Source organism: Sphingomonas sp. 10B4, from assembly GCF_035019905.1.
In the GTDB taxonomy this organism is placed as follows: Bacteria; Pseudomonadota; Alphaproteobacteria; order Sphingomonadales; family Sphingomonadaceae; genus Sphingomonas; species Sphingomonas glacialis.
Genome location: NZ_JASJVC010000020.1, coordinates 17,660 through 38,493, shown reverse-complemented (window position 1 = coordinate 38,493; position 20,834 = coordinate 17,660). Strand labels below are relative to the sequence as shown.

The window sequence follows — 20,834 nt, the reverse complement described above, 5'->3', positions numbered from 1 at the left end:
TTTTCCGGGACGATGATATGGTGACGACCACCGCGACCACTCCGACGACCTCGACCGCCACGGTGTCGGGCTCGTCGATCCTGACCTCGCTCGGTGCCGGGTCGGGGGTCGATACGGCGAGTCTGATCAAGTCGCTGGTGAGCGCACAATTCGCCGCGAAGAACGCCTCGCTCAGCGCGCAGGACACTGCGCTCACCGCACAGATTTCCTCGGTCGCCAAGGTACAGAGCGCGATCACCAGCTTCGCCTCGGCGTTGACCTCGCTCGTCACCGGCGGATCGCTCGCATCGCAGCCGACCAGCTCGGACGCGTCGGTGCTGACGGCAACCGCGCTGCCCGGCGCAAAGCTGTCGGGTCTGTCGACGCAGGTGACCGTCAACGCGCTCGCCACCGCCCAGACCGCGATCGCGGGTTTTCCAAGCGGCGCGCCGACCTTCGACGCGGGCACGCTGACGCTCACCTTCGGCACGGCGGCCGACAGCGCGGTCTCCTCGCTCACCACCCCATCCGCTCCGATCCAGATTGCGATCGCCCAGGGCGCCAAGCTCACCGACGTCGCTGCGGCGATCAATACGAGCGGCAAGGGTCTCACCGCGAGCGTGGTGACCGACGTCAACGGCGCGGCGTATCTGTCGATGAAGGGGCCGACCGGAACCGCACAGGCCTTCACGTTGAGCGGCACTGGCAACCTGTCGCAGTTGAACGTTGGCGGCGGCAGCGGCACCGCCGCCGCGAGCATCAACAGCAATGCCGGCAATGCCAATCTGACCGTCGACGGCGTGAGCGTCGAGCGCACGAGCAACACGATCAGCGACCTTGTCGCCGGGGTGAAATTGACGCTCACCGGCGTCTCCCCCCGGACCAGCACGACGACGTCCAGCGGTACCACTTCGGTCGCCAAGTCCGTCTCGCTCGGCAGCACGACGCCGCGCGACGGGATCGCGCAAGCGGTCACCGATTTCGTCACGACCTACAACCAAGTGCTCGCCGAGCTGAAGACCGAAACCGACCCGGCGACGGGCCCGTTGCGCAGCGATTATAACGCGACCAACTTGCTGCGCTCGCTGCGGGGCCTTACCGTGACGCCGCTGTCGAGCGGGGGCGCGGCGGGCGATCCGGTCAATCTCGCCTCGATTGGTGTCGCGACCAACAAGGACGGCACGCTCAGCGTCGATTCGACCAAGCTCAACACCGCCTTGCTCAAGACCCCGGCCGCGGTCGAGGCGCTGTTCGCCAACGGCACCGGCGCGACCGGCGGCGGCCTCGCCGCCGCGCTCAACGCGATCACCAGCGCGGCGACCAACAACAAGGTCATCGTCAACGGCCAGGCCCAGAGCACCGGCCTCGTCGGCAGCACTGCGCTCTACACCGCCAAGCTCGCCAAGGTGAACGACGCAGAAGCACAGGTGACGACCGATACCGCCGCGTATCAGGACCGCCTGACCAAGCAATATGCCGCTTCCGACGCGATGGTCGCAGCCTATAAGGCCAGTGCCAAGGCGCTGCAGTCCCAGATCGACCAGTGGAACAAGACCGGCGGATGAGCGTCGCTTATGCCACGGCCTTCGGCCGCAATCCCGAAGCGACGTATCGCCAGATCGAGCTCGCCGGGCAAACCGCCGAGGCCGATGGGCCGGCGTTGGTCCAATTGCTCTATGACGAAGCGATTCGGGCCTTGCGCGGCGCCGCCTGGGCGGCCGAGCACGGCAATTACGCGATGAAGAGCGACAAGGTGACGCGCGCCACCGCAATCCTCTTCGCGCTCGAGGCCGGGCTCGATTTCACCGCGGGTGGCACCGTCGCCCCGGCGCTCGCCAAATTGTACGGCGGGGCGCGGCACACCGTCGTCACCGCCGCGATCGGCCAGGATCCGCGGCCGTTCCGCGATGTTGCCGACACGCTCGACGAAATCGGCCAGGCGTGGCGCGCGGTGCGCGCGGCCTGATCCGTCAGCCGAACCAGCGTTTTACCGAAAAATAGCCGATGATGCCGACGGTGATCGCGATGCAGATCCCGCCGATCACATCGAACGCCCAAGGCTCCTTGGCGAAGGGCAGTCCCTCGACATTCATCCCGTACAGGCCGGTGAGGAAGGTCAGCGGGAGGAAGATCAACGCGACGATCGAGATCAACAGCGAGCGCGAATCGATCTGTTCGGCGCGCAAATCGGTCAGCGCCTCGTGCATCAGCGCCGAGCGCTCGCGGATCGATTCGAGTTCCTCGGCCATACGCGCGGCGCGATCGGCGGCGGAGGCGAGATGCAGCCGGTCGTCATCCTGCAGCCAATCGCACGGCAGCGATGCCAGCTTCTCGAGCGCGGCGCGCTGCGGCGTGAGGAAGCGGCGATAGCCGATCGCGGCGACGCGCACCTTGGTGACGTTGCGGCGCAGGACGAACACCTTGTCGGCGTCGAGATCGGCCTCGCAATCATCGAGGCTGTCGCCGAGATCGGCGACTTCGAGGTCGAGCTCCTCGGTAATCGCCACCGCGAATTCGGCGATGAGGTCGCCCGGGTCGCGGATCGTGCCGCCTTCGATCTGCTTGGTCACGTCGTCGACGGCAGTCAAAGAGCGCCGCGTCACCGAGATCACTCGCCCCGCCGTCGCCCAGATGCGCAGCGAGGCGAGCGGGTCCGATGTCGTCATCGCCTCGTTCGAGCGGCCGCGCAAATTGAGGATCGCGCCATCGTCGAGCGCTTCGCAGCGCGGCCGCGATTCGCTCGTGGTCAACGCCTCGACGACATAGTCGGGAAGCTTGGCGACGTCGCCCAGCCATGCCTTAGCTTGCTCGTTATTGCTGGTGAGATGCACCCAGACCAGATCGCTCGGCGTCTCGAGCGCGTTCTGGATATCGATGCGTTCGGCCTTGCCGTCGGCCACCCGGTACGCAAACCCGCTCATTCCATCTCCACCCACAGCGTCAGTCCTGGTTCGCGCGTAACGGGCGGCGTGTCCGAAACGATCCGCACGGCGTCGGCGCGCGATCGATCGAGGATCGCCGCGGGCGCGTGGGGCGGCGCGTAAATCCGGTCGGCGAGCGCGAGCGCGCGCGCTTCGCCGAGCGTCAGATCGTCGGGGTCGGCCGAGCGCAGCCGCAGCGTGACGAGCCGATCGGTCGGCGCGGCAGGCGCCGTCAGCCACGTCTCGACGGCATCGGGCCCCGCCGCGAGCGGATCGAGCGCACCGCCTTGCGCAAACGCCGCGCCGAGCGCGCGCCGTCGTGTGTCGAGCGCGGGCAACGCCAGCCGGATCGCGGCGCGCAAGGCATAGAGCCGGTCGGCGAGCGGCCCGAGCGTCGCCGGGAGCAACGCCTCGAGCCGCTGCCGCAGCGCCGCCGCGAGGCCAGCCGATGCACCGCCGGTGCCGATCGCGATCAGCACCGGGCTGCGATCGATGATCGCGGGCAGCGTGAAATCGCATTGGTCGGGCCGGTCGACCGCGTTGACGAGCACACCGCGCGCTTGAAGCCGCGCGATCGCCGCCTGCGCTTGCGCTTCGTCCTCGATCGCGACGATCGCCAGGGCAGCGCTCGCCTCCTCGCCGACGATCACCGCGCCCGCGCGTTCGAGCAGCCGCCGTTTCGCATCGGCCGGCTCGCCCTCGCCGAGCAGCATCACCGGGCGGCCCGCCAGCCGCACGAACAGCGGCAGGCTGTGCAGGCTCACGCCTTCAACCAGTCCGGAATGCGCTCGGCGGCGAGGATCGTCTCGGGCAGGATGCGATCTGCAACGACCGCGAAGCGATCGCCATCGACGAGCACTTCGGGCACCAGCGCGCGGCTGTTATAGGTCGACGCCATCGTCGCGCCGTACGCGCCGGCGGTGCGGAAGATCGCGAGATCGCCGCTCTTCACCGTGTCGATGTCGCGCGCCATCGCGAAGGTGTCGCCGCTTTCGCACACCGGGCCGGCAATATTGGCGGTCATCCGCGCGCCGCTCGGCGACACCGCCTCGAAATCATGCCACGCATCGTACATCGCCGGGCGCGCGAGATCGTTCATCGCGGCGTCGACGATGACATAGGGGTTGATCGCGCCGGGCTTGACCCAGATCACCTTGGTCAGCAGCACGCCGGCATTGCCCGCAATCACGCGGCCGGGCTCGAACATCAGCCGGACGCCCCACCCCTTGGTGACGCGCGCGACCATCGCGCCATATTCGGCCGGGCTCGGGAACACCTCGCCCGCGCGGTACGGCACGCCGAGCCCACCGCCGAGATCGACGCGCTCGATCGGATGGCCAGCCGCGCGCAGCTCGGCGACGAGCGCGCCGATCCGCGCATAGGCCGCCTCGAGCGGGGCGAGCTCGCTCAGCTGGCTGCCGATATGGATCGCCACGCCGCGCAGCGCGAGCCCCGGCAATCCGGCGAGCCGCGCGAAGATCGCCGGGGCCTGGTCGATCGGCACGCCGAACTTGTTCTCGCGCTTGCCGGTCGAGATCTTGGCGTGCGTCCCGGCATCGACGTCGGGATTGACGCGCAGCGTCGCATCGGCGCGCATCCCACGCGCGGCGGCGAGCCCAGCGAGCACGACGCCTTCCTCTTCAAGCTCGAGATTGAACTGGCCGAGCCCGACATCGAGCGCGGTCGACAATTCGCCGACGGTCTTGCCGACTCCCGAAAACACCACGTCCTTCGCCGGGATCCCCGCCGCGAGCGCGCGTGCCAGCTCGCCGCCCGACACGACATCGGCGCCATAGCCCTCGCGCGCGAGCACGCGGAGCACGGCAAGGTTGGGATTGGCCTTGATCGCGTAGGCGAGGTGGACATCCCCCGCCGGCGCCAGCCCTTCGCGAAACACGCGCGCATGGCGTTCGAAGGTCGCGGTCGAATAGACATAGACGGGTGTGCCGACCGCTTCGGCGATCGCCGCGAGCGGCACGCCCTCGCAGTGCAGCGCGCCGTCGACGAGCGAAAAATGATCCATCGAATGAAGCCTGTCAGTTGGGAGGCGGAAGGCTGAACTCGTCGCTCCGGCGTTCCGCGGAATTGGTGAGCACCTCGTCGCTGCGCATCGGCCGTTCCTGATTGGTCGGTTTGAGCAGCTCGGCGGGGGTCGGCGTCTCTTTCGCGCCATAGGGCGCGACGGGGAGCGATCTCCCCTCGGCCGGTTTCAACCCGGACGCAGCGCCACACCCGGCGAGCAGCAGCGCCGCGCAGAACCCCAGAGCCAGACCATGCTTCATGCCGTCTCTCCCGATCGTGCGGCGGCGATCGCTGCGCGGACGCGGACCGGCGCGGTGCCGCCGAAACTCACGCGGCTGGCGACCGAGGCATCGACCGACAGCACGTCGTAGACGCGCTCGTCGATTCGGCCGTCGATGGCCTGCAATGCGGTCAGCGGGAGCGCATCGAGCTTGAGCCCGAGCGCCTCGGCGCGCGCGACCGCCTGACCGGTGATGTGATGCGCCTCGCGGAACGGCACGCCCGCTTCGCGGACGAGCCAGTCGGCGAGATCGGTCGCGGTGGCGAAACCGGCTTCTGCGACGTCGCGCATCCGTGGCGTGCGGAAGCTCGCGCTCTCGACCATCCCGGTCATCGCCGCGATCGACAGGCCGAGCAGATCGTGCGCCTCGAACACCGGCGGCTTGTCGTCCTGCATGTCCTTCGAATACGCGAGCGGCAGGCCCTTCATCGTTACCATCAGCGCCGTCATGCAGCCAAGGATGCGACCCGCATGGCCGCGCACCAGTTCGGCGGCATCGGGATTGCGCTTCTGCGGCATGATCGAGCTGCCCGTCGACCATTGATCCGACAGCGCGACGAAGCCGAACGGCTGCGACGCCCACAGCACGAACTCCTCGGCGAGCCGCGAGAGGTGGAGCGAGCATTGCGTCGCGCAGGTCAGATATTCGATCGCGAAATCGCGGTCGGACACGCCGTCGAGCGAATTGCGCGTAGGGCCATCGAAGCCGAGCGCCGCCGCGGTCATCGCGCGGTCGATCGGGAAGCCTGTGCCCGCGAGCGCCGCCGAGCCGAGCGGTGACAGGTTCATCCGCTTGCGCGCATCGCCGAAGCGGCTGCGGTCGCGCGCGATCATCTCGTGATACGCCATCAAATGATGGCCGAGCGTCACCGGCTGCGCGCTCTGCAGATGCGTGAAGCCCGGCATCACGCTGTCGGCATGTTCCTCGGCGCGCGTCAGCAGCGCGTCCTGGAACGCGGCGAGTGCTGCCTCGACCTCGTCGATCGCGTCACGCACCCACAGCTTGAAATCGGTCGCGACCTGATCGTTGCGCGAGCGTGCGGTGTGCAGCCGCCCGGCGACCGGCCCGATCGCCGCGGCGAGCCGCGACTCGCTCTGCATGTGAATATCTTCGAGCGCCATGTCCTCGGCGACGCCGTGCGCCTCGTAATGCGCCGCAACCACGTCGAGACCCTCGGAAATCTTGGATGCATCGGCAGGCGAAACGATTCCTGTCGCACCCAGCATCGCGACATGCGCCTTCGACCCGGCGATGTCCTGCCGCCAGAGCCGCTTGTCGAACGGGATCGAGGCATTTATCGACCGCATGACCGCGGCCGGACCCTCGGCGAAGCGCCCACCCCACATCGCATTGGACGTGCCCATGTTGTTTCGCTCGGTGATCGCTTCGGTCCTGCTGCTCGTTCTAGCCGGGTGCGATAAGCAAGTCTCGTCCAACGGGCAAGCAGAGGTCGCCGCGAACAGCACCGCAACCGCCGCCGCTACGGCCCCCGCCGAGACCAGCAAGATCGACCGCAGCCACAAGGGCGAAGCCGCGCCGACGCTTAGCTTCGAGGATCCGGCGGGCAAGAAGACGACGCTCGCCGCGTTCAAGGGCAAGCCCGTGCTCGTCAACCTGTGGGCGACGTGGTGCGGCCCGTGCGTCAAGGAAATGCCGACGCTCGACCAGGCCGCCGCAAGCATCGCCGTCGCGACGATCAGCCAGGACAAGGACCGCCCGACCGTCGCCGCCTTCTTCGCCAAGGAAAAGTTCACCCGGCTCCAGCCATATCTCGACAAGGATTTGGGCTTCAGCCTGGCCTATAACGCCAGCCTGCCGATGAGCATCCTGTTCGATTCGACCGGCAAGGAAGTGTGGCGCAGCACCGGCGGCATGGATTGGACCAGCGCTGTCGCCAAGGCCGCGCTCGCCGAGGCGAAATAAGCGGCGCTACGACCCACTCCGCCTCGGCGTGATCACCTACGCCGTTCGGGTTCCGCATGTCGAAGCCCTGCTCGCAATAGGCAGGGCGCCCCCTGGCGGGAGCAGCCCTTCGACAGGCCCAGGGCGAACGGGGTGATGGTCGGGCGCGCCTGAAACCCTGTCGTCGCGCCTCAGATGCAGCGCGAATCGCGCTCGGGGGCAGCGGCGCCGCGCGTCTTCCACTGGCCATCAGGACCCTTGTACTTCTCGCCCGGCGCGGTCTGGCCGATCAGATTGCAGCCGCTGGTAAAGGCGAACTGCTCGACCGTCGCGCCCGAGCTCGCGCTCTGCTGCGTGTACGCCGCCTTGCGCTGGATATTGATGCTGTTGACCATCGCGCGCACTTCGGCGCTGACGCTGCCGACCACGCCGAGATAGCCGTCGGGCTGCTCGCCGACCTCACCTGCGGCGCGCGCCGCCTGATAGGCCGGGCTGCGCTGCGCCAGCGCCGCGGTCGCGGTGCCGATCAGGGCGATAGCGGCAAGGCTGGTGAAAATGCGTGTCATCAGAAAATCCCCGGTTGTGCCTGGATCAAACTCTTGGCCTGACCGTCGAGACGGTAGACGACTTCCTGCGTGACGCTGATGTTGAGGTTGATCACGATCGGCTTGTCGGGCGCGCTCACGGTTACGCACGCGCTCTGCGCCAAAGCGGCCACCACTATCGCGGCCATCGTCATCGTCCTCGTCATCATGCGCGTGGTCGGTCGATCCTTGGTCTTCGTCAATGCTGTTTCGTTCATGGCACGATCCTGCTGTCGGAAGGCTGAATGGGGGTAGGCGGCTTGGCCCGCTTGGTCTGCTCCTCGAGCAGCGTCGGCAGGTTGCGTTCGATCAGGCGGCGCGGGTCGTAGAAGCTCTGCGCCGAATCGATCAGTTGGCGGAAGGGCGCGCTGATCCGCACGTTGAAGATCAGCGGCAATTTCTGCAGCCGGTCGAACAGGAAATTGCGCTTGGCGCCCGCCCCCTGCCCGATCCCGGCAAAGCGCACCTCGGTGATCATCTCGCCGGCGAGCGGCCCGTTCATCACGATCTCGAGGCTGCGATAGCGCAGCGATTTGAGCGCCTGGAACGCGAAATTGCCCCAGAAGCCGACATCCTTCTGCGTCACCTCGCCGACATAGGCGACCGTGCCGCCACCGGGCCGCACGGTGAGCCTGCCCTGCGCGATCCGCCCGCCGGTCGAATCGAACACCATCGGCAGCGCGCCGTCGAAGATGCCGGTGGCGTTGAGGTTCTTGAAGTCGAATTGCTGGAGGAACTGGTCGGCGCGCATTCCGTCGACGCGGAAGGTCATCCGCCGCTCCTGCGCCTTGTCGAAATCGAGCAAGGTCGGCTCGAGCGTCAGCGTGCCCCCCGCAAACGGCCAGCGCCCCTGCTCGACCGCGATCCGCGTGCCGCGCAGCAATTGATAGCGCACCACGCCGTCATTGACCGCGATCCCCGGGTTGAGCGTCTTGATCGTCGCGACTTGGCCCGGCGCGCTTTCGAGCGCGAGCAGATCGGTGAAACGGACTTCGCCCTTGATCCCCGTCGCCGGGCCGAACGCCGCGGCGAGATCGGTGCCGGGGGTGCGGAACACGCCGTCGCTCGTCACGCCCTGCGGCGTCCAGCGGATATGCCCCTCGCCATTCACCGACCCGACGACGTTGGCGATCACGCCATAGGTCAGCCGCGTCAGCGCATCGGGCTGGAATTGCGGACCGAAGACGATGCCGGGGACGGCGAGATCGGCATGCCCTGCCCCGGCGCCCAGATCGTGGGCGATCGTGACATCGGCGACCTTGACGCTCTTGCTCGGCTCGAACAGCGTGCCGCTCGCCGCGATCCGGTTGTCGGCGAGCGTCAGCGCGACACTGCGCGCGGCGAGCGGCTTGAAGCGCGGATCGGCCGCGCTGTCAGCGACCATCAGGCCCCCATCGAGCGCCAGCACGTTCGCGGCAAAGCGCCAGCGCCCGGCCGCCGACGAAAGCAGCAACGGCACCGCGCCGATCTGTCCGCTCGCCCCATCGAACGTCCCCGCAAGGGACCCAGTCGCGAGGCTCCCCCCGAGCGTCGTGACGTCGAGCCGGGTCACCCGTTCGGGCGCCCCCAACCGGACGCCGAGCCCCATCGCCGCAAAGCGCCGTGCGCCGAACAGCCATTCGCCGTGCTGCAGCGTCACGTCGATCGGCGCGGAACCGAGCCGCCCGGCGAGGCGGATCGGACCGATCGAACCGCCGCCGCGCACCGCGTCCTGCTCGAGCCGCAGCAGCGCGCCGTCGCGCGGGCACAGCGTCACGCTCGAGCGCGGCAGATCGAGCCCGCCGAGCGCGAGCCGCTCGAACGCCAGCGGCGCGCAGGCCGGATTGAGCGTCAGCCCGGCGCGCCCGTCCCAGCGCGCGTCGAGCGGGAGGCTGAGCGCGGTGACCTGGCCAGTGCCGAGCGGCCCGCTGAGCGCGGCACGAGTCGTGATATGCGTCGCACCGCTGGTGGTCGCGCTAAAGTCGATCGGCGTCAGCGCGAGCCGCGCAGCACCGGCGGCATATGGCGCGACGATCGCTCGCCCAACCAGCGGCGCGCCGAACCCCGCCTGGCGCACGCGGACGCTGGCGTCGGGCAAGCCACCGCCGCCGAGCGTAACGGTGCTGTCGATCCGCACGCCGCCGGGCCAACGATAGAGCAGGCCGTTCCCGCCAGCGAGCGTTGCCCGCGCACCCGACGACGCCGCAAAGGCGAGCCGCGAGACGATCACTTGCCCGCGCCCGGCATCGAGGATCGTCGAGACGCGCGCATCGACATCGCCCGATCGGCCCGCGGCCTGCAGCGCAGCGACCGCTTGCGCGACGATCGGCCCGACCGGGGTTCCGGCGCCTGCGCCACGAGCCGGGTCGAGCCGCGCGCGCCACGCTGCTGGCAGCCGCGCGCGCGTCGCCTGCGCGCGCCCATCGAACGCGAAACCGCCGTCGGCGTAGCGATAGCGCCCGGCGAGCGCGGTCCGTAGCGCCGCGACGCCCGCCGCCGCGGCAGGCCCCGAGCGCAGATCGAGATCGCCCGAAACATCACGCGCCGAGCCGACGAAATCGACCGACCCCGCCAGCGACCGCAGCTCAGCGCCGCCACCATCGAGCGCGGCGATCGCCAGCCGCGCCGATCCGCGCCCGCTGTCGAGCTTGGCGGCAAGCGTCGCCGTCAGATCGGCGCGCGCCGTGGTGATTCGGGCGCCGCCGCAGTCACCGCGCGCGAGCGTGACGGGGCCGGTTAAGCTCGGTTGCGCCGCGCGCACCTGGATTTGCAGCACCGCATCGAGCGTAGCGAGACGGCAGTCGCCCAGCTCGAACGCCGCCGCTTTCGCACCGAGCGTTCCGGCAAAACCGTCGTCGAGACGCCCCGCCCCGACCACGTGCAGCGCGACCGGGCCGTACGGGGTCGCAAGCGCGATGCGGCCATCGGCGATCTCGGCCTTGATCGCTGGAAGCGCGAACGGCTTGCCCGACGGCGCGGGCAGCAGGCGATCGATCGTCCCGAACGACACCTTCCCGTCGGCAAGCGTTGCGCGCATCGTCACACGCCCGACGCGGATCGCAGTGACGCTCGCGCCCGAAACCCACAGGCTGGTGTCGACCTCGACCCAATCGGCCAGCAGATCGGGATGGCGTGGATCGCCGATGCGGACATTGGTCAGCCGCTGCGTGCGAAACCCGATCTGCGCGATCTCATAGCGCGCCGGAATGCCGCGCGCGGCGAGCGCATCGTCGATGAAATGCTCCGCCACGGGTTTGCGCGCGAGCCACGCTGCGCCGAGCAATGCGACGATCAGCAGCAGCAGCCCTCCGACCGCAACTGGCAAACGCCCCCAGCGGCGACGCGGCGGGGAAGCGTCTGGGACCGCGGCTGCGTTAGGGACACCCTCACTCACGCCGTCACCCCTATTGCGCGGCGCGATCAGCCGCAAGCCGCGGTGCCGGCCGCGGCGAAAGGTGGAGATATAAGGAGATGATGGCTGGATGCCCCGTGAGGATTCGAACCTCAATAGGCGGTATCAGAAACCGCAGTCTTACCATTAGACGACGGGGCAACGCCGAACCGCGATCTACGGGGGTGTGCGGTGGCTGTCAACCGATCGCGTGAACATCCCCCGCGCATCGCTTGCCGCATCTCGGGGCTTGAGCTAGGATCGCCGTCAAGCACCGAACGGCGCGCCATCCGGCGAGCCGCGACGGCAGAACAGAATAAGCGAGTATCACGGCATGGCGGATCGATCGCCGGATGTGCCGTACCGGCAGGCGAAACCTGCCCGTTCGGCGCCGTCCAACGGAAAGCCCCCCGGCAGGCCGCCGCCCGCCAAGCCGCAGGTCGCCAGGACTCCCCCGGCGCGGGGCGGCGCGACGCGTGGTCGCGAACCGCGGCATTTTGCAGCGCTCGACCTCGGCACCAACAATTGCCGCCTGCTCATCGCGCGGCCGCAGGGCGACGGGTTCGCTGTGGTCGATGCCTTTTCGCGAATCGTCCGGCTCGGCGAAGGGCTCGCCGGATCGGGACGGCTGAGCGATGCCGCGATCGAGCGGACGATCGCCGCGCTGAAGATCTGCGCCGACAAATTGCGCCGCCGCAACGTCACGCTGTCGCGCGCGGTCGCGACCGAGGCGTGCCGCCGCGCGAGCAACGGCGCCGATTTCATCGCGCGCGCTTATGCCGAGACGGGGATCCTGCTCGATATCATCACCGCCGAGGAAGAGGCGCGTCTCGCCGTGCTCGGCTGCCATGCGCTGATCGAGCCGGGCGAGGACCCGGCTTTGGTGTTCGACATCGGCGGCGGATCGACCGAGTTGGTGCTCGTCGACACGCGCGCCGAGACGCCGCGCGTGCTCGACTGGCACAGCGCGCCATGGGGCGTCGTGTCGCTGACCGAGAGCGCCGGACACGGTCCGCCGGGGCAGGATGGCGGCGCCGAAGGCCGCGCCGCCGCTTATGCCAAGATGCGCAGCCTCGTCGCCGAGAGCATGGCGCCGTTCGCCGCGCGGCTGCCGCGCGGGATTGCGGTACCGCGGCTGCTCGGCACGTCGGGCACGGTGACGACGCTTGCGAGCGTCCATCTCGAGCTGACGCATTACGACCGCGCGCAAGTCGACGGGCTGATCGTGCCCGCGACCGCGATGCGGCGAATCAGCCGCGATCTCGCCGGCATGGACTTGCGCCAGCGCGCGCAATTGCCGTGCATCGGCACCGAGCGCGCCGATCTCGTCGTCGCGGGGTGCGCGATCCTCGAGACGATCATGGATTTATGGCCGGCCGAACGGCTCGGCATCGCCGATCGCGGAATCCGCGAAGGCATTCTCCGGCGATTGATGGGAAGTACGGCATGAGCAACGACGGCGGCGGACTGCGCGTCCGCGTCAAGACCGCGCGCAAGCGCACCGCGCAATCGACGCGCTGGCTCGAACGCCAGCTCAACGACCCCTATGTGAAACGTGCCAAGGCCGACGGCTTCCGCAGCCGCGCGGCGTACAAGCTGACCGAGCTCGACGAGCGGTTCGGCTTCTTGAAGGGCAAGCGCCGCGTCGTCGATCTCGGGCTCGCGCCGGGTGGCTGGGCGCAGGTCGTCCGCCGCCAAGTGCCCAAGGCGGCGATCGTCGGGATCGATCTCCTCCCGGTCGATCCGATCGAGGGGGTGACGATCCTCCAGCTCGATTTCATGGACGATGTCGCGCCCGAGCGGCTGATGGCGGGGCTTGGCGGCACGCCCGATCTGGTGCTGTCGGACATGGCGGCCAACACCGTCGGGCATCCGCAGACCGACGCCTTGCGCACGATGGGGCTCGTCGAGGCGGCGCTGGCGTTCGCGATCGACGTGCTCGCGCCCGGCGGGGCGTTCGTCGGCAAGGTGTTTGCGGGCGGCGCGGATACCGCGCTGGTGGCGGAGATGAAGCGCAACTTCACGACCGTGAAGCACGCCAAGCCGCCCGCCAGCCGCAAGGCGTCGAGCGAATGGTACGTCGTCGCTCAGGGCTTCAAGGGTCGCGCAGCGGATTAGCGGTTGCTAATCCGCGGTGCAGGACGGATGCTCACGCCACATCCGCTTCGGCCCGAGAGGCACAATGCCGGCATCCCCGAAAGCCGCCCTGGCGGTACTGCTTCTCTGCCTTGCGCTGCCATCGTGTGTCTCGACCAGCCGCCTCACCCCAGATGCCGGAGCGCCGATCGCACTAGATCTCGCCAGTCAGCCCGATGAGACCGTCGTCGCAACGTATCGCATGACGGCCGCGACTAAAGCGCTGCATTTCGCGCAGGCATTGGGCGGGTATCGGCCGGAGGATTGGCATCCGCAATCGGCCGGTTTCCGCTGGATGCAGGACGGCACTGGCGAGCGGATCGAGCGCTTTGACGGTGGCCCTTTCCGCGTCGTGCGCTTCACCATTCCCGCGCGCTACCGCGCTTTGCCAAAGAGCTACGCGCCCTTCTCACCGTTCAGCGACGGCGGTGTCCTGATCCATTCGGGCCAGTTTCATGCCTGCCTGCGGATCCCGTGCGCCGGCACCGACGCTTTGCCGATCACGATTGCCGCCCCCGGAAAGACAATTGGCGTCGAAGGGCGGCGCGTTGCCGATCAGACCCGCTTCGTCAGCCGCGACGACGGCACCAACATTTTTGTCGGAAACCTGATGCCGGAAGAGGCGGACGGCTTTATCGCGATCATCGATCCCGGCCTGCCCACCACCGCGCGCGACCATTTGCGACAGTCGCTGCCCCGCGCGATGAACGCGTTTGCGCGCATCTACGGCGCGCTGTCCTTCCGTCCCGAGCTCTATGTTTCCATGGACGCCCGCCCCCGCAAAGACGGCCATGCCTCGACCCAGGGCGGAACACTACCAGGTCAGATCTTCATGCATTTCGACGGCGCCAACGCGCGCGAACGGGTAACGGCCCAGGCACCTTTCTGGCTCGACTGGTTCTTCGCACATGAAGCGGCGCACCTCTTCCAACAGGACAGGGTCGGCAAGCTCGCGGGTGATGAAACCGCGGCGTGGATCCACGAAGGTGGCGCCGATGCGATGGCCGCGCTCGTTCTGACGCAGCGCGGGAAGGCGGAGCGCGGATATGTCGCAAGCCGGGTGCGCAGTGCCGAGACCGCTTGCGCGACAGGGCTGGCGAGCGCTCCGCTCGATCGCGCCACGGCGAACGGCAATTTCGACCTGCAGTTTCAGTGCGGAATGCTGATCTGGCTGGCGCTGGACGAGTCGCTGCGGGCTAGAAAAGGCGACGGGTTGCACGCCGTCAACAAGACGCTGTTCGCGCGCGTCAAGGCAGGCGCGCCATGGGACGAAAATGCCTTTACCGCAGCGGCGCGAAGCAGCGGCGCGCCGCTACCGCTGCTGCAGCGCGTCGCACGACTGGTGCATGGCGGGTATCGCGATCCGCATGACGACGTCGCCGCGCTGGGAAAGGCGGCGCTGGCGACGGTCTTGCGGGAACAGGCGAACTAGGGGGCCGCACAGCGCGTGGCAACGCCACGTCGCCGGTCGGCACCGAGGCCCTTCGGTCCGGGATTCGGCGATCCGCAGCTAACGCTTTCGCGTCAGCCGTGGGCCTCAGCCTTCGTAATCAGCGCCGAGGTTCTGGTTGCGCGGCGGGGCAGCAGCCGTCAGGCGCAGCGCCTCGGCCGAGGCCGCGAGCGAGCCGACCGCATCGGCGACGTCGTCTTCGTCGACCTGGACGCGTTGCAGGCTCTGGATCACCGATTCCTTGAGCGTCGGCGGATGCACCATTTCCTCGGCGATCTCGCGCAGCGCGACGACCGGGTTCTTGTCGCGATCGCGATCGATCGTGATCTCGGCACCGCCCGAAATCTGCCGCGCGCGCTGGGCGGCGAACAGGACGAGATCGAAGCGGTTGGGAATCTTGTCGACGCAATCTTCGACAGTGACGCGCGCCATGAACGGCTTCCTTACTTGTACGACGAGGGTTGGAAAGGCGTTGCCCTAAGAGGAAAGCCCTACGGAGTCAAGAAAACGCGGGGGGCCGGGCCCGGCGGCACCGGCGACCAGCACCGCGCGAGTGCCGCAAGGCTGTGATCGACCCAGGCGGCCAGCGGCGTATCGCGATTGCTGCCGATATCGATCCAGGCCGGACGTCCGTGCGCATATCCCGCCTCCGCGCGCAGCCGATATTCGGTCCCGTTGAGGACCATCGCGCCCGGTGGGTCGATCCCCAGCACATAAGGATGCGGCGTAGCGACGGCGCGCATCGCCATCAGCGCCGGACGGACCGCCGGACACGTACGGCTTTCCGCCCAGACGATCGTCGCGGGATGCGACGGCTCGCGCCGCGTGAGCCGCAGGGCATAGCCGATCGGAGCATCCGGGCGCGGCTCGGTCGAGAACGCCGCATCGACGCTCTCGCTGACGTGCGACGCGACGGGCTCGCGCGAGAAATGCGCGAAGGCGCGCTCCCCGAACGAATCGGCCTCGAGTGGCGGCCCGGGCGGGGTCACAGCGACAGCGGCCTGGAGAGCAAAAGCGAGCAGCATCGGCGACCTTTGTGTTAGGCGATCAGCCTAGGCTGCACCGCGATATGGGGTCAACGACTTGCGCAAATCCCGCATTGCCATCACCAAGCAACCATGTCCGAGCCCGCCCCGCAACCCAGTTTCACCGTCGCCGGCAATCGTCTGACGATGCTCGACACCGGCCCGCGCCGGCTCGACACGTTGATCGCGCTGATCGACGCCGCGAAGGCGACGCTGCGCATCATCTACTACATCTATGTCGACGACGATGCCGGTGCGCAGGTGCGGGCCGCGATGATCCGCGCCGCCGAGCGCGGGGTGAAGGTCGCGCTGGTCGTCGACGGGCTCGGCAGCGAAGTCGCCGAGAGCCACCATTTCTTCGAGCCGTTGCGCGACGCGAACGTCGAAGTGTGCCGTTTCGTCCCGCGCTGGGGCCGGCGCTATCTGCTGCGCAACCACCAGAAGCTCGCGCTTGCCGATGGCGAAAGCAGCGAGGCGCGCGCGATCATCGGCGGGTTCAATGTCGAGGATGCCTATTTCGGCACCCCCGCCGAACAAGCCTGGCGCGATCTCGGACTGCTCATCGAAGGGCCAGCGGCGCAGCGGATCACCGGCTATTTTGACGCGCTGTCCAACTGGTCGAAGCAGCCCAAGCCACCGCTGCGCGCGCTGCGCCGCGCGCTGAAGGCGTGGAGCGAGCCCGACGGCCAAGTGCGCTGGCTGTTTGGCGGGCCGACGCGGCGGCTGTCGCCGTGGGCGCGGGCGGTAAAGCGCGATCTCGAGCGCGCCGCCAAGGTCGATTTGATCTCGGCCTATTTCGCGCCCAATCCGGGGATGCTGCGCCGGCTCGACCGCGCTGGCTTGCGCGGGACGGTGCGGATCGTGCTGGCATCGAAGAACGATCACGGCGCGGCGATCTGGGCGTCGCGCTTCACCTATGCGGGCCTCTTGCGCAAACGCGTGCAAATCTACGAATATCAGCCGACCAAGCTCCACACCAAGCTCTTCCTGATCGACGACGTCGTCTATATCGGCTCGGCCAATTACGACATTCGCAGCCTGTTCCTCAATCTCGAGATGATGCTGCGGATCGACGATCCGGCGTTCGCGGTGCATGTCCGCGGCTATGTCGATGGCGAGGTCGGCCAATCGGAGCGGATCACCGCGCAAGCCTATCGCGAAAACACCGACTGGTGGACGCGCACGCGCCAGTTCGCGGCGTTCTTCGTGATGACGGTGCTCGACTATAACATCACCAAGCAGCTCAATTTCGGACGCGAGAAGTGAAGTCCGCCGCTCGGATCGATCGCGACTTCGCCCTGCTGTTCACGGTGATGCTGACGATCGCTGCGGGCAATACCGCGATGCAGTCGGTGCTCCCGGCGCTTGGCCGATCGTTGAAAGTCCCCGACAGCGCGGTCGCCGCGGCCTTTTCGGTCTCGGCGCTGCTCTGGGTGATCGCCGCGCCGTTCTGGGCGAAGCGCTCCGACGTCCACGGCCGACGCGCGATGATCCTGCTCGGCATGGGCGGCTTTTCGGTGTCGCTGGTGACGTGCGGCGTGTTTCTCGCCGCCGGGATCAACGGCTGGATCAGCGGAACCGCGGCGTTCCTGTGCTTCATCGCCGGGCGGCTGATCTACGGCACGTTCGGATCGGCGGCGCCGCCCGCGGTGCAGGCACTCGTCGCGGGCAACACGACGCGGGCCGAGCGCACCAAGGCTCTGACGCTGCTCGGTTCGGCGTTCGGGCTCGGCACGATCCTCGGGCCCACGCTCGCGCCGTTCCTCGTGCTCGGATCGCTCGGCGGGGTCGAGATCGGGCTCGCCGGCCCAGCGTTCCTGTTCGCGCTGTTCGGGCTCGGCGTGTCGTTTGCGGTGCACCGCATGCTCGCCGACGATCGCCCGACGCAGAGCGACGACCCGGGTGCTTTCCACGGCGCCGCCAACGCCTATCCCTCGATCGGCGGGCAAAGTTCGGGCGCGAGCATTACCGCCGCGACCGAACCGCACAGCGAACCGGTCGGCTATGCCGATCCGCGGATCCGCGGCTGGATGATCGCCGGCCTCGTTTCGGGCCACGGCCAGGCGATGACCGGGCAAGCGATCGGCTTTCTCGTGATCGACCGCCTGCACCTCGCCCCAGCGCAAGCGCTGCAACCGACCGGGATCGTGCTGATGATCGGCGCGGGCGCGGCGTTGCTCGTCCAGTGGGGAATCATCCCCAACCTCAATCTGCGCCCGCGGCGGATGATGCTGGCCGGGCTGGTGATCGCGGCGCTGGGGTGTGCGCTGACCGGGGTCGCGACCTCGCTCTATACGATCGCCTGCGCCTATGCGCTGGCGAGCGTCGGCTTCGGTTTTACCCGCCCGGCGTTCACCGCGGGCGCGTCGCTTGCGGTCGATCATGCCGCGCAAGGTGCGGTCGCGGGGAAGGTCACTTCGGTCAACGGCGCGGCGTTCGTGCTCGGCCCGTCGATCGGGGTGGGGCTTTACGAGCTCCAGCACTCGCTGCCGTATCTGGTCGCGGGCGCGGCGATGATGGCGTTGTTCGGCTATGCCTGGGCGAAGTTGCGCGAGGCGCGCTAACCTTCCCCCTCCCTCGAAGGGAGGGGGGCGGCAGGTCAGCCTTCCTTCGCGCGCGGCGGGAAGGCGAAGCCGATCGGTTGGAGCGAGGTCGCGTCCTGCTTCAACCGCGCTTTCATCGTCTCATACTCACGCTCGAGCTCAGGCGTGACCGAAGCGCGCGAATCGCCGAGCGCGGTCTCGAAATGCGCCATCGTCACTTCGCGAACCTCGAGTGATTCGCGCAGCGCGGTGAGCCCCGCACGCCGCACCAGATCCTCGAGATCGGCGCCGGTGAAGCGATCGGTCCGGCCCGCCAGCACGTCGAGATCGACATCCTCGGCGATCGGCATCTTGGCGGTCTGGATCGCGAGGATCCGCGCGCGCCCGTCGCGGCTCGGCACGCCGACATAGATCAGCTCGTCGAACCGGCCCGGACGCAACAGCGCCGGGTCGATCAGATTGGGCCGGTTGGTCGCGCCGATCACGACGACCGACTGCAGCTCCTCGAGCCCGTCCATCTCGGCGAGGATCGTGTTGACCACGCGCTCGGTGACTTGCGGCTCGCCCATCCCGCTGCCGCGCGTCGGCACCAGTGAATCGAGCTCGTCGATGAAGATCACGCACGGCGCGACCTGGCGGGCACGCGCGAACAGTTTGGCGATCTGCTGCTCGCTCTCGCCATACCATTTGCTGAGCAGGTCGCTCGACTTGGTCGCGATGAAGTTCGCCTGCGCCTCGCGCGCCACCGCCTTCGCCAGCAAGGTCTTGCCGGTGCCGGGTGGGCCATAGAGCAGGAAGCCCTTGGCCGGACGGATGCCGAGCCGGCGGAACGCATCGGGGTCCTTCAACGGAAGCTCGACGCCCTCCTTCAACCGCATCTGCGCATCGTCGAGCCCGCCAACATCGTCCCAGCGGACGCGCGGCGCCTCGACCATCACCTCGCGCATCGCGCTCGGCTGGACGCGCTTGAGCGCATCGACGAAATCCTCGCGCGTGACGGCGAGCGTGTCGAGGATCTCGGGCGGGATCGTCCCTTCCGAGAGGTTGAGCCGCGGCATCAGCTTGCGCACCGCCTCGATCGCCGCCTCGCGCGCGAGCGCGGCGAGATCGGCCCCGACGAACCCGTAGGTCGTGCGCGACAGCTCATCGAGGTCCACCCGGTCGCCGAGCGGCATGCCGCGCGTGTGGATGCCAAGAATCTCGCGGCGCCCGCGCTCGTCGGGGACACCGACGACGATCTCGCGATCGAACCGGCCCGGCCGGCGCAGCGCCTCGTCGATCGCCTCGGGGCGGTTGGTCGCGGCGATCACCACGACATTGGCGCGCGCTTCCAAGCCGTCCATCAGCGTCAGCAGCTGCGCGACGAGCCGCTTCTCGGCCTCGCCCGACACTTGCCCGCGCTTGGGCGCGATCGAATCGATCTCGTCGATGAAGACGATCGAGGGCGCGGCCTTGGCGGCTTCCTCGAACACCTGGCGCAGCTTGCTCTCCGATTCGCCGTACGCCGAGCCCATGATCTCGGGCCCGTTGATCAGGAAGAACTCGGCCGCCGATTCGTTGGCGACGGCGCGCGCGAGCCGCGTCTTGCCGGTGCCGGGCGGCCCATGCAGCAACACGCCCTTGGGCGGATCGACGCCCAGCCGCTGGAACAGCTCGGGGTAACGCAGCGGCAGCTCGACCATCTCGCGCAGTTGGTCGATCGTCGGGCCCATCCCGCCGATATCGTCATAGGTGACGTCGGCGCGGCGTGCTTCCTTGGGCTCCTCATATTCGGGGCGCAGCTCGATCTCGGTCGTCTCGTCGACATGCACCACGCCCTTCGGCACGGTCGAGATCACCGCAAGGCGGATCTCCTGCAGCGCGTAGGCCGGCGCGCGCAGCATGTTCTGGACACCCGGCGGCATATTGTCGACGCGCTGCTGGCCGGCGGTCGCGACGACGTCGCCCTGCGTCAGCGGCCGCCCGAAAAAGGTGCGCTTCAGCGCGTTCGACGAGCCCTGCAGCCGCAAATTCTGCTGCGCCGGCGCAAAGATCACGCGCGTCGCCGCCTTCGATTCGACCGCACGGATCTCGACGAAATCGCCCGAGCCGACGCCCGCATTGGCGCGCTGCAGACCATCGATGCGGATGATGTCGAGCCCTTCGTCCTCGGCATACGGCGCGACTGCGCGTGCCGGCGTCGACGATTTGCCGACGATCTCGATGACATCGCCCTCGCCCAGCCCGAGCGCGGCAAGCATCGCGCGCGGCACATGCGCGAGCCCGCGCCCGCTATCCTCGGGCCGCGCATTGGCGACCTGCAATTTCCGAATCGGCGTCTCGACGTCCGCCATGCTATCTGTTCCTCGCGTAAACCCGGTGAGCGCGCGAGATAGGCATGCGGTTCCGCGAATACGAGGGCGGCACTGCGGCGTGCGCTGGACAAAAAAAGGGCCGACCCCCGGAGGGATCGGCCTTGAAAGTTTTAGGAGAGGATGCCTGAAAGGCACCGTCTAAATGCAGCACGACCGATTATGTTGCAAGTGCGAAAGAACTGATTGCGATTGTCGTTTCTGCAATCGTTGCAATCTTCCCCGCCACGGGGAATGGTGGGGTTAGAGCGAACGGCATCTTGGTGCGTC

Annotated in this window: 19 protein-coding genes and 1 tRNA gene; 8 read left to right on the top strand and 12 right to left on the bottom strand. The window is 68.3% G+C overall.

Going from position 1 to position 20,834, the window contains the following annotated elements; translation table 11 throughout:
- The first annotated feature begins 17 nt into the window (after positions 1-17).
- Entirely contained in the window at positions 18-1,544 is a 1,527-nt protein-coding gene (gene fliD / locus QN347_RS08345; protein ID WP_322161389.1) for a flagellar filament capping protein FliD, read from the top strand.
- Positions 1,541-1,945 carry a flagellar protein FliS gene (locus QN347_RS08340; RefSeq protein WP_133191018.1) on the top strand — a complete coding sequence of 135 codons (405 nt, stop codon included), beginning with the start codon at positions 1,541-1,543 and terminating at the stop codon, positions 1,943-1,945. Before fliD ends, QN347_RS08340 begins: the two co-directional genes overlap by 4 nt.
- Positions 1,946-1,949: 4 nt before the next feature.
- On the opposite strand, the gene QN347_RS08335 is transcribed toward QN347_RS08340, so the two are convergent.
- Genes QN347_RS08335 through argH form a run of 5 tightly spaced genes read right to left on the bottom strand, consistent with a single transcriptional unit; the run spans position 1,950 to position 6,549 of the window.
- The gene (locus QN347_RS08335) at positions 1,950-2,900 is read right to left on the bottom strand and encodes a zinc transporter ZntB (RefSeq protein WP_322161391.1); all 951 of its coding nucleotides are present in this window, start codon (positions 2,898-2,900) and stop codon (positions 1,950-1,952) included.
- Positions 2,897-3,664, bottom strand: coding sequence for a precorrin-2 dehydrogenase/sirohydrochlorin ferrochelatase family protein (locus QN347_RS08330; protein ID WP_322161393.1), 768 nt, complete (start codon positions 3,662-3,664; stop codon positions 2,897-2,899). Before QN347_RS08330 ends, QN347_RS08335 begins: the two co-directional genes overlap by 4 nt.
- Positions 3,661-4,923, bottom strand: a complete 1,263-nt coding sequence (lysA, locus tag QN347_RS08325) for a diaminopimelate decarboxylase (RefSeq protein WP_189676597.1) — start codon at positions 4,921-4,923, stop codon at positions 3,661-3,663. The genes QN347_RS08330 and lysA overlap by 4 nt, the downstream gene beginning before the upstream one ends.
- Before the next feature lie 13 nt (positions 4,924-4,936).
- On the bottom strand, positions 4,937-5,182 hold the full coding sequence (locus tag QN347_RS08320) for a hypothetical protein (protein WP_133191024.1): 246 nt from the start codon (positions 5,180-5,182) through the stop codon (positions 4,937-4,939).
- The gene (gene argH, locus QN347_RS08315; protein WP_322164146.1) at positions 5,179-6,549 is read right to left on the bottom strand and encodes an argininosuccinate lyase; all 1,371 of its coding nucleotides are present in this window, start codon (positions 6,547-6,549) and stop codon (positions 5,179-5,181) included. The genes QN347_RS08320 and argH overlap by 4 nt, the downstream gene beginning before the upstream one ends.
- Positions 6,550-6,565: 16 nt before the next feature.
- Between argH and QN347_RS08310 the strand changes: the two genes are divergently transcribed.
- Positions 6,566-7,126, top strand: a complete 561-nt coding sequence (locus QN347_RS08310) for a TlpA disulfide reductase family protein (protein ID WP_322161395.1) — start codon at positions 6,566-6,568, stop codon at positions 7,124-7,126.
- Positions 7,127-7,296: 170 nt separating this feature from the next.
- Here QN347_RS08310 and QN347_RS08305 read toward each other — a convergent pair whose 3' ends face one another.
- The 4 genes from QN347_RS08305 to QN347_RS08290 all read right to left on the bottom strand — a co-directional run bounded on the left by QN347_RS08305 (position 7,297) and on the right by QN347_RS08290 (position 11,221).
- Positions 7,297-7,671, bottom strand: coding sequence for a YdbL family protein (locus QN347_RS08305; RefSeq protein ID WP_133191028.1), 375 nt, complete (start codon positions 7,669-7,671; stop codon positions 7,297-7,299).
- Positions 7,671-7,907 (bottom strand): YnbE family lipoprotein, encoded by a 237-nt coding sequence (locus QN347_RS08300; RefSeq protein ID WP_322161398.1) that lies wholly within the window; start codon positions 7,905-7,907, stop codon positions 7,671-7,673. Before QN347_RS08300 ends, QN347_RS08305 begins: the two co-directional genes overlap by 1 nt.
- Entirely contained in the window at positions 7,904-10,993 is a 3,090-nt protein-coding gene (locus QN347_RS08295) for a YdbH domain-containing protein (RefSeq protein WP_323494013.1), read from the bottom strand. The genes QN347_RS08300 and QN347_RS08295 overlap by 4 nt, the downstream gene beginning before the upstream one ends.
- 154 nt (positions 10,994-11,147) lie before the next feature.
- Positions 11,148-11,221: transfer RNA gene (locus tag QN347_RS08290), tRNA-Gln, on the bottom strand.
- A gap of 172 nt (positions 11,222-11,393) precedes the next feature.
- On the opposite strand from QN347_RS08290, the gene QN347_RS08285 reads away from it, so the two are divergent.
- From QN347_RS08285 to QN347_RS08275, 3 genes are all read left to right on the top strand, one after another.
- A complete protein-coding gene (locus QN347_RS08285; RefSeq protein ID WP_189676590.1) occupies positions 11,394-12,509 on the top strand; it encodes a Ppx/GppA phosphatase family protein in 1,116 nt (371 codons plus the stop codon).
- Positions 12,506-13,177: an RlmE family RNA methyltransferase gene (locus QN347_RS08280; RefSeq protein ID WP_133191036.1), complete on the top strand. Its 672-nt coding sequence runs from the start codon at positions 12,506-12,508 to the stop codon at positions 13,175-13,177. The genes QN347_RS08285 and QN347_RS08280 overlap by 4 nt, the downstream gene beginning before the upstream one ends.
- Positions 13,178-13,688: 511 nt before the next feature.
- Positions 13,689-14,627: a hypothetical protein gene (locus QN347_RS08275; protein ID WP_323494012.1), complete on the top strand. Its 939-nt coding sequence runs from the start codon at positions 13,689-13,691 to the stop codon at positions 14,625-14,627.
- A 105-nt stretch (positions 14,628-14,732) separates the two neighbouring features.
- On the opposite strand, the gene rpoZ is transcribed toward QN347_RS08275, so the two are convergent.
- The gene (gene rpoZ / locus QN347_RS08270; protein WP_133191040.1) at positions 14,733-15,077 is read right to left on the bottom strand and encodes a DNA-directed RNA polymerase subunit omega; all 345 of its coding nucleotides are present in this window, start codon (positions 15,075-15,077) and stop codon (positions 14,733-14,735) included.
- A 59-nt stretch (positions 15,078-15,136) separates the two neighbouring features.
- Complete coding sequence (locus QN347_RS08265) at positions 15,137-15,670, bottom strand: hypothetical protein (protein ID WP_323494011.1); 534 nt, start codon at positions 15,668-15,670, stop codon at positions 15,137-15,139.
- A gap of 93 nt (positions 15,671-15,763) precedes the next feature.
- Here QN347_RS08265 and QN347_RS08260 point away from each other — a divergent pair, with 93 nt between their 5' ends.
- Positions 15,764-16,936, top strand: coding sequence for a phosphatidylserine/phosphatidylglycerophosphate/cardiolipin synthase family protein (locus tag QN347_RS08260; protein ID WP_322161407.1), 1,173 nt, complete (start codon positions 15,764-15,766; stop codon positions 16,934-16,936).
- Positions 16,933-18,234 carry an MFS transporter gene (locus QN347_RS08255; protein WP_133191046.1) on the top strand — a complete coding sequence of 434 codons (1,302 nt, stop codon included), beginning with the start codon at positions 16,933-16,935 and terminating at the stop codon, positions 18,232-18,234. The genes QN347_RS08260 and QN347_RS08255 overlap by 4 nt, the downstream gene beginning before the upstream one ends.
- Before the next feature lie 35 nt (positions 18,235-18,269).
- On the opposite strand, the gene QN347_RS08250 is transcribed toward QN347_RS08255, so the two are convergent.
- On the bottom strand, positions 18,270-20,546 hold the full coding sequence (locus tag QN347_RS08250) for a CDC48 family AAA ATPase (protein WP_133191048.1): 2,277 nt from the start codon (positions 20,544-20,546) through the stop codon (positions 18,270-18,272).
- Between the last annotated feature and the right edge of the window lie 288 nt (positions 20,547-20,834).

What these genes read in the sequence shown, in the direction of transcription:
- QN347_RS08305 (WP_133191028.1), bottom strand. Translation starts at nt 7,671, where the DNA reads ATGACACGCATTTTCACCAGCCTTGCCGCTATCGCCCTGATCGGCACC.
- QN347_RS08300 (WP_322161398.1), bottom strand. Translation starts at nt 7,907, where the DNA reads ATGAACGAAACAGCATTGACGAAGACCAAGGATCGACCGACCACGCGC.
- QN347_RS08320 (WP_133191024.1), bottom strand. Translation starts at nt 5,182, where the DNA reads ATGAAGCATGGTCTGGCTCTGGGGTTCTGCGCGGCGCTGCTGCTCGCC.
- QN347_RS08310 (WP_322161395.1), top strand. Translation starts at nt 6,566, where the DNA reads ATGTTGTTTCGCTCGGTGATCGCTTCGGTCCTGCTGCTCGTTCTAGCC.
- argH (WP_322164146.1), bottom strand. Translation starts at nt 6,549, where the DNA reads ATGTGGGGTGGGCGCTTCGCCGAGGGTCCGGCCGCGGTCATGCGGTCG.
- QN347_RS08280 (WP_133191036.1), top strand. Translation starts at nt 12,506, where the DNA reads ATGAGCAACGACGGCGGCGGACTGCGCGTCCGCGTCAAGACCGCGCGC.
- QN347_RS08265 (WP_323494011.1), bottom strand. Translation starts at nt 15,670, where the DNA reads ATGCTGCTCGCTTTTGCTCTCCAGGCCGCTGTCGCTGTGACCCCGCCC.
- fliD (WP_322161389.1), top strand. Translation starts at nt 18, where the DNA reads ATGGTGACGACCACCGCGACCACTCCGACGACCTCGACCGCCACGGTG.
- QN347_RS08285 (WP_189676590.1), top strand. Translation starts at nt 11,394, where the DNA reads ATGGCGGATCGATCGCCGGATGTGCCGTACCGGCAGGCGAAACCTGCC.
- lysA (WP_189676597.1), bottom strand. Translation starts at nt 4,923, where the DNA reads ATGGATCATTTTTCGCTCGTCGACGGCGCGCTGCACTGCGAGGGCGTG.
- QN347_RS08340 (WP_133191018.1), top strand. Translation starts at nt 1,541, where the DNA reads ATGAGCGTCGCTTATGCCACGGCCTTCGGCCGCAATCCCGAAGCGACG.
- QN347_RS08260 (WP_322161407.1), top strand. Translation starts at nt 15,764, where the DNA reads ATGTCCGAGCCCGCCCCGCAACCCAGTTTCACCGTCGCCGGCAATCGT.
- rpoZ (WP_133191040.1), bottom strand. Translation starts at nt 15,077, where the DNA reads ATGGCGCGCGTCACTGTCGAAGATTGCGTCGACAAGATTCCCAACCGC.
- QN347_RS08335 (WP_322161391.1), bottom strand. Translation starts at nt 2,900, where the DNA reads ATGAGCGGGTTTGCGTACCGGGTGGCCGACGGCAAGGCCGAACGCATC.
- QN347_RS08250 (WP_133191048.1), bottom strand. Translation starts at nt 20,546, where the DNA reads ATGGCGGACGTCGAGACGCCGATTCGGAAATTGCAGGTCGCCAATGCG.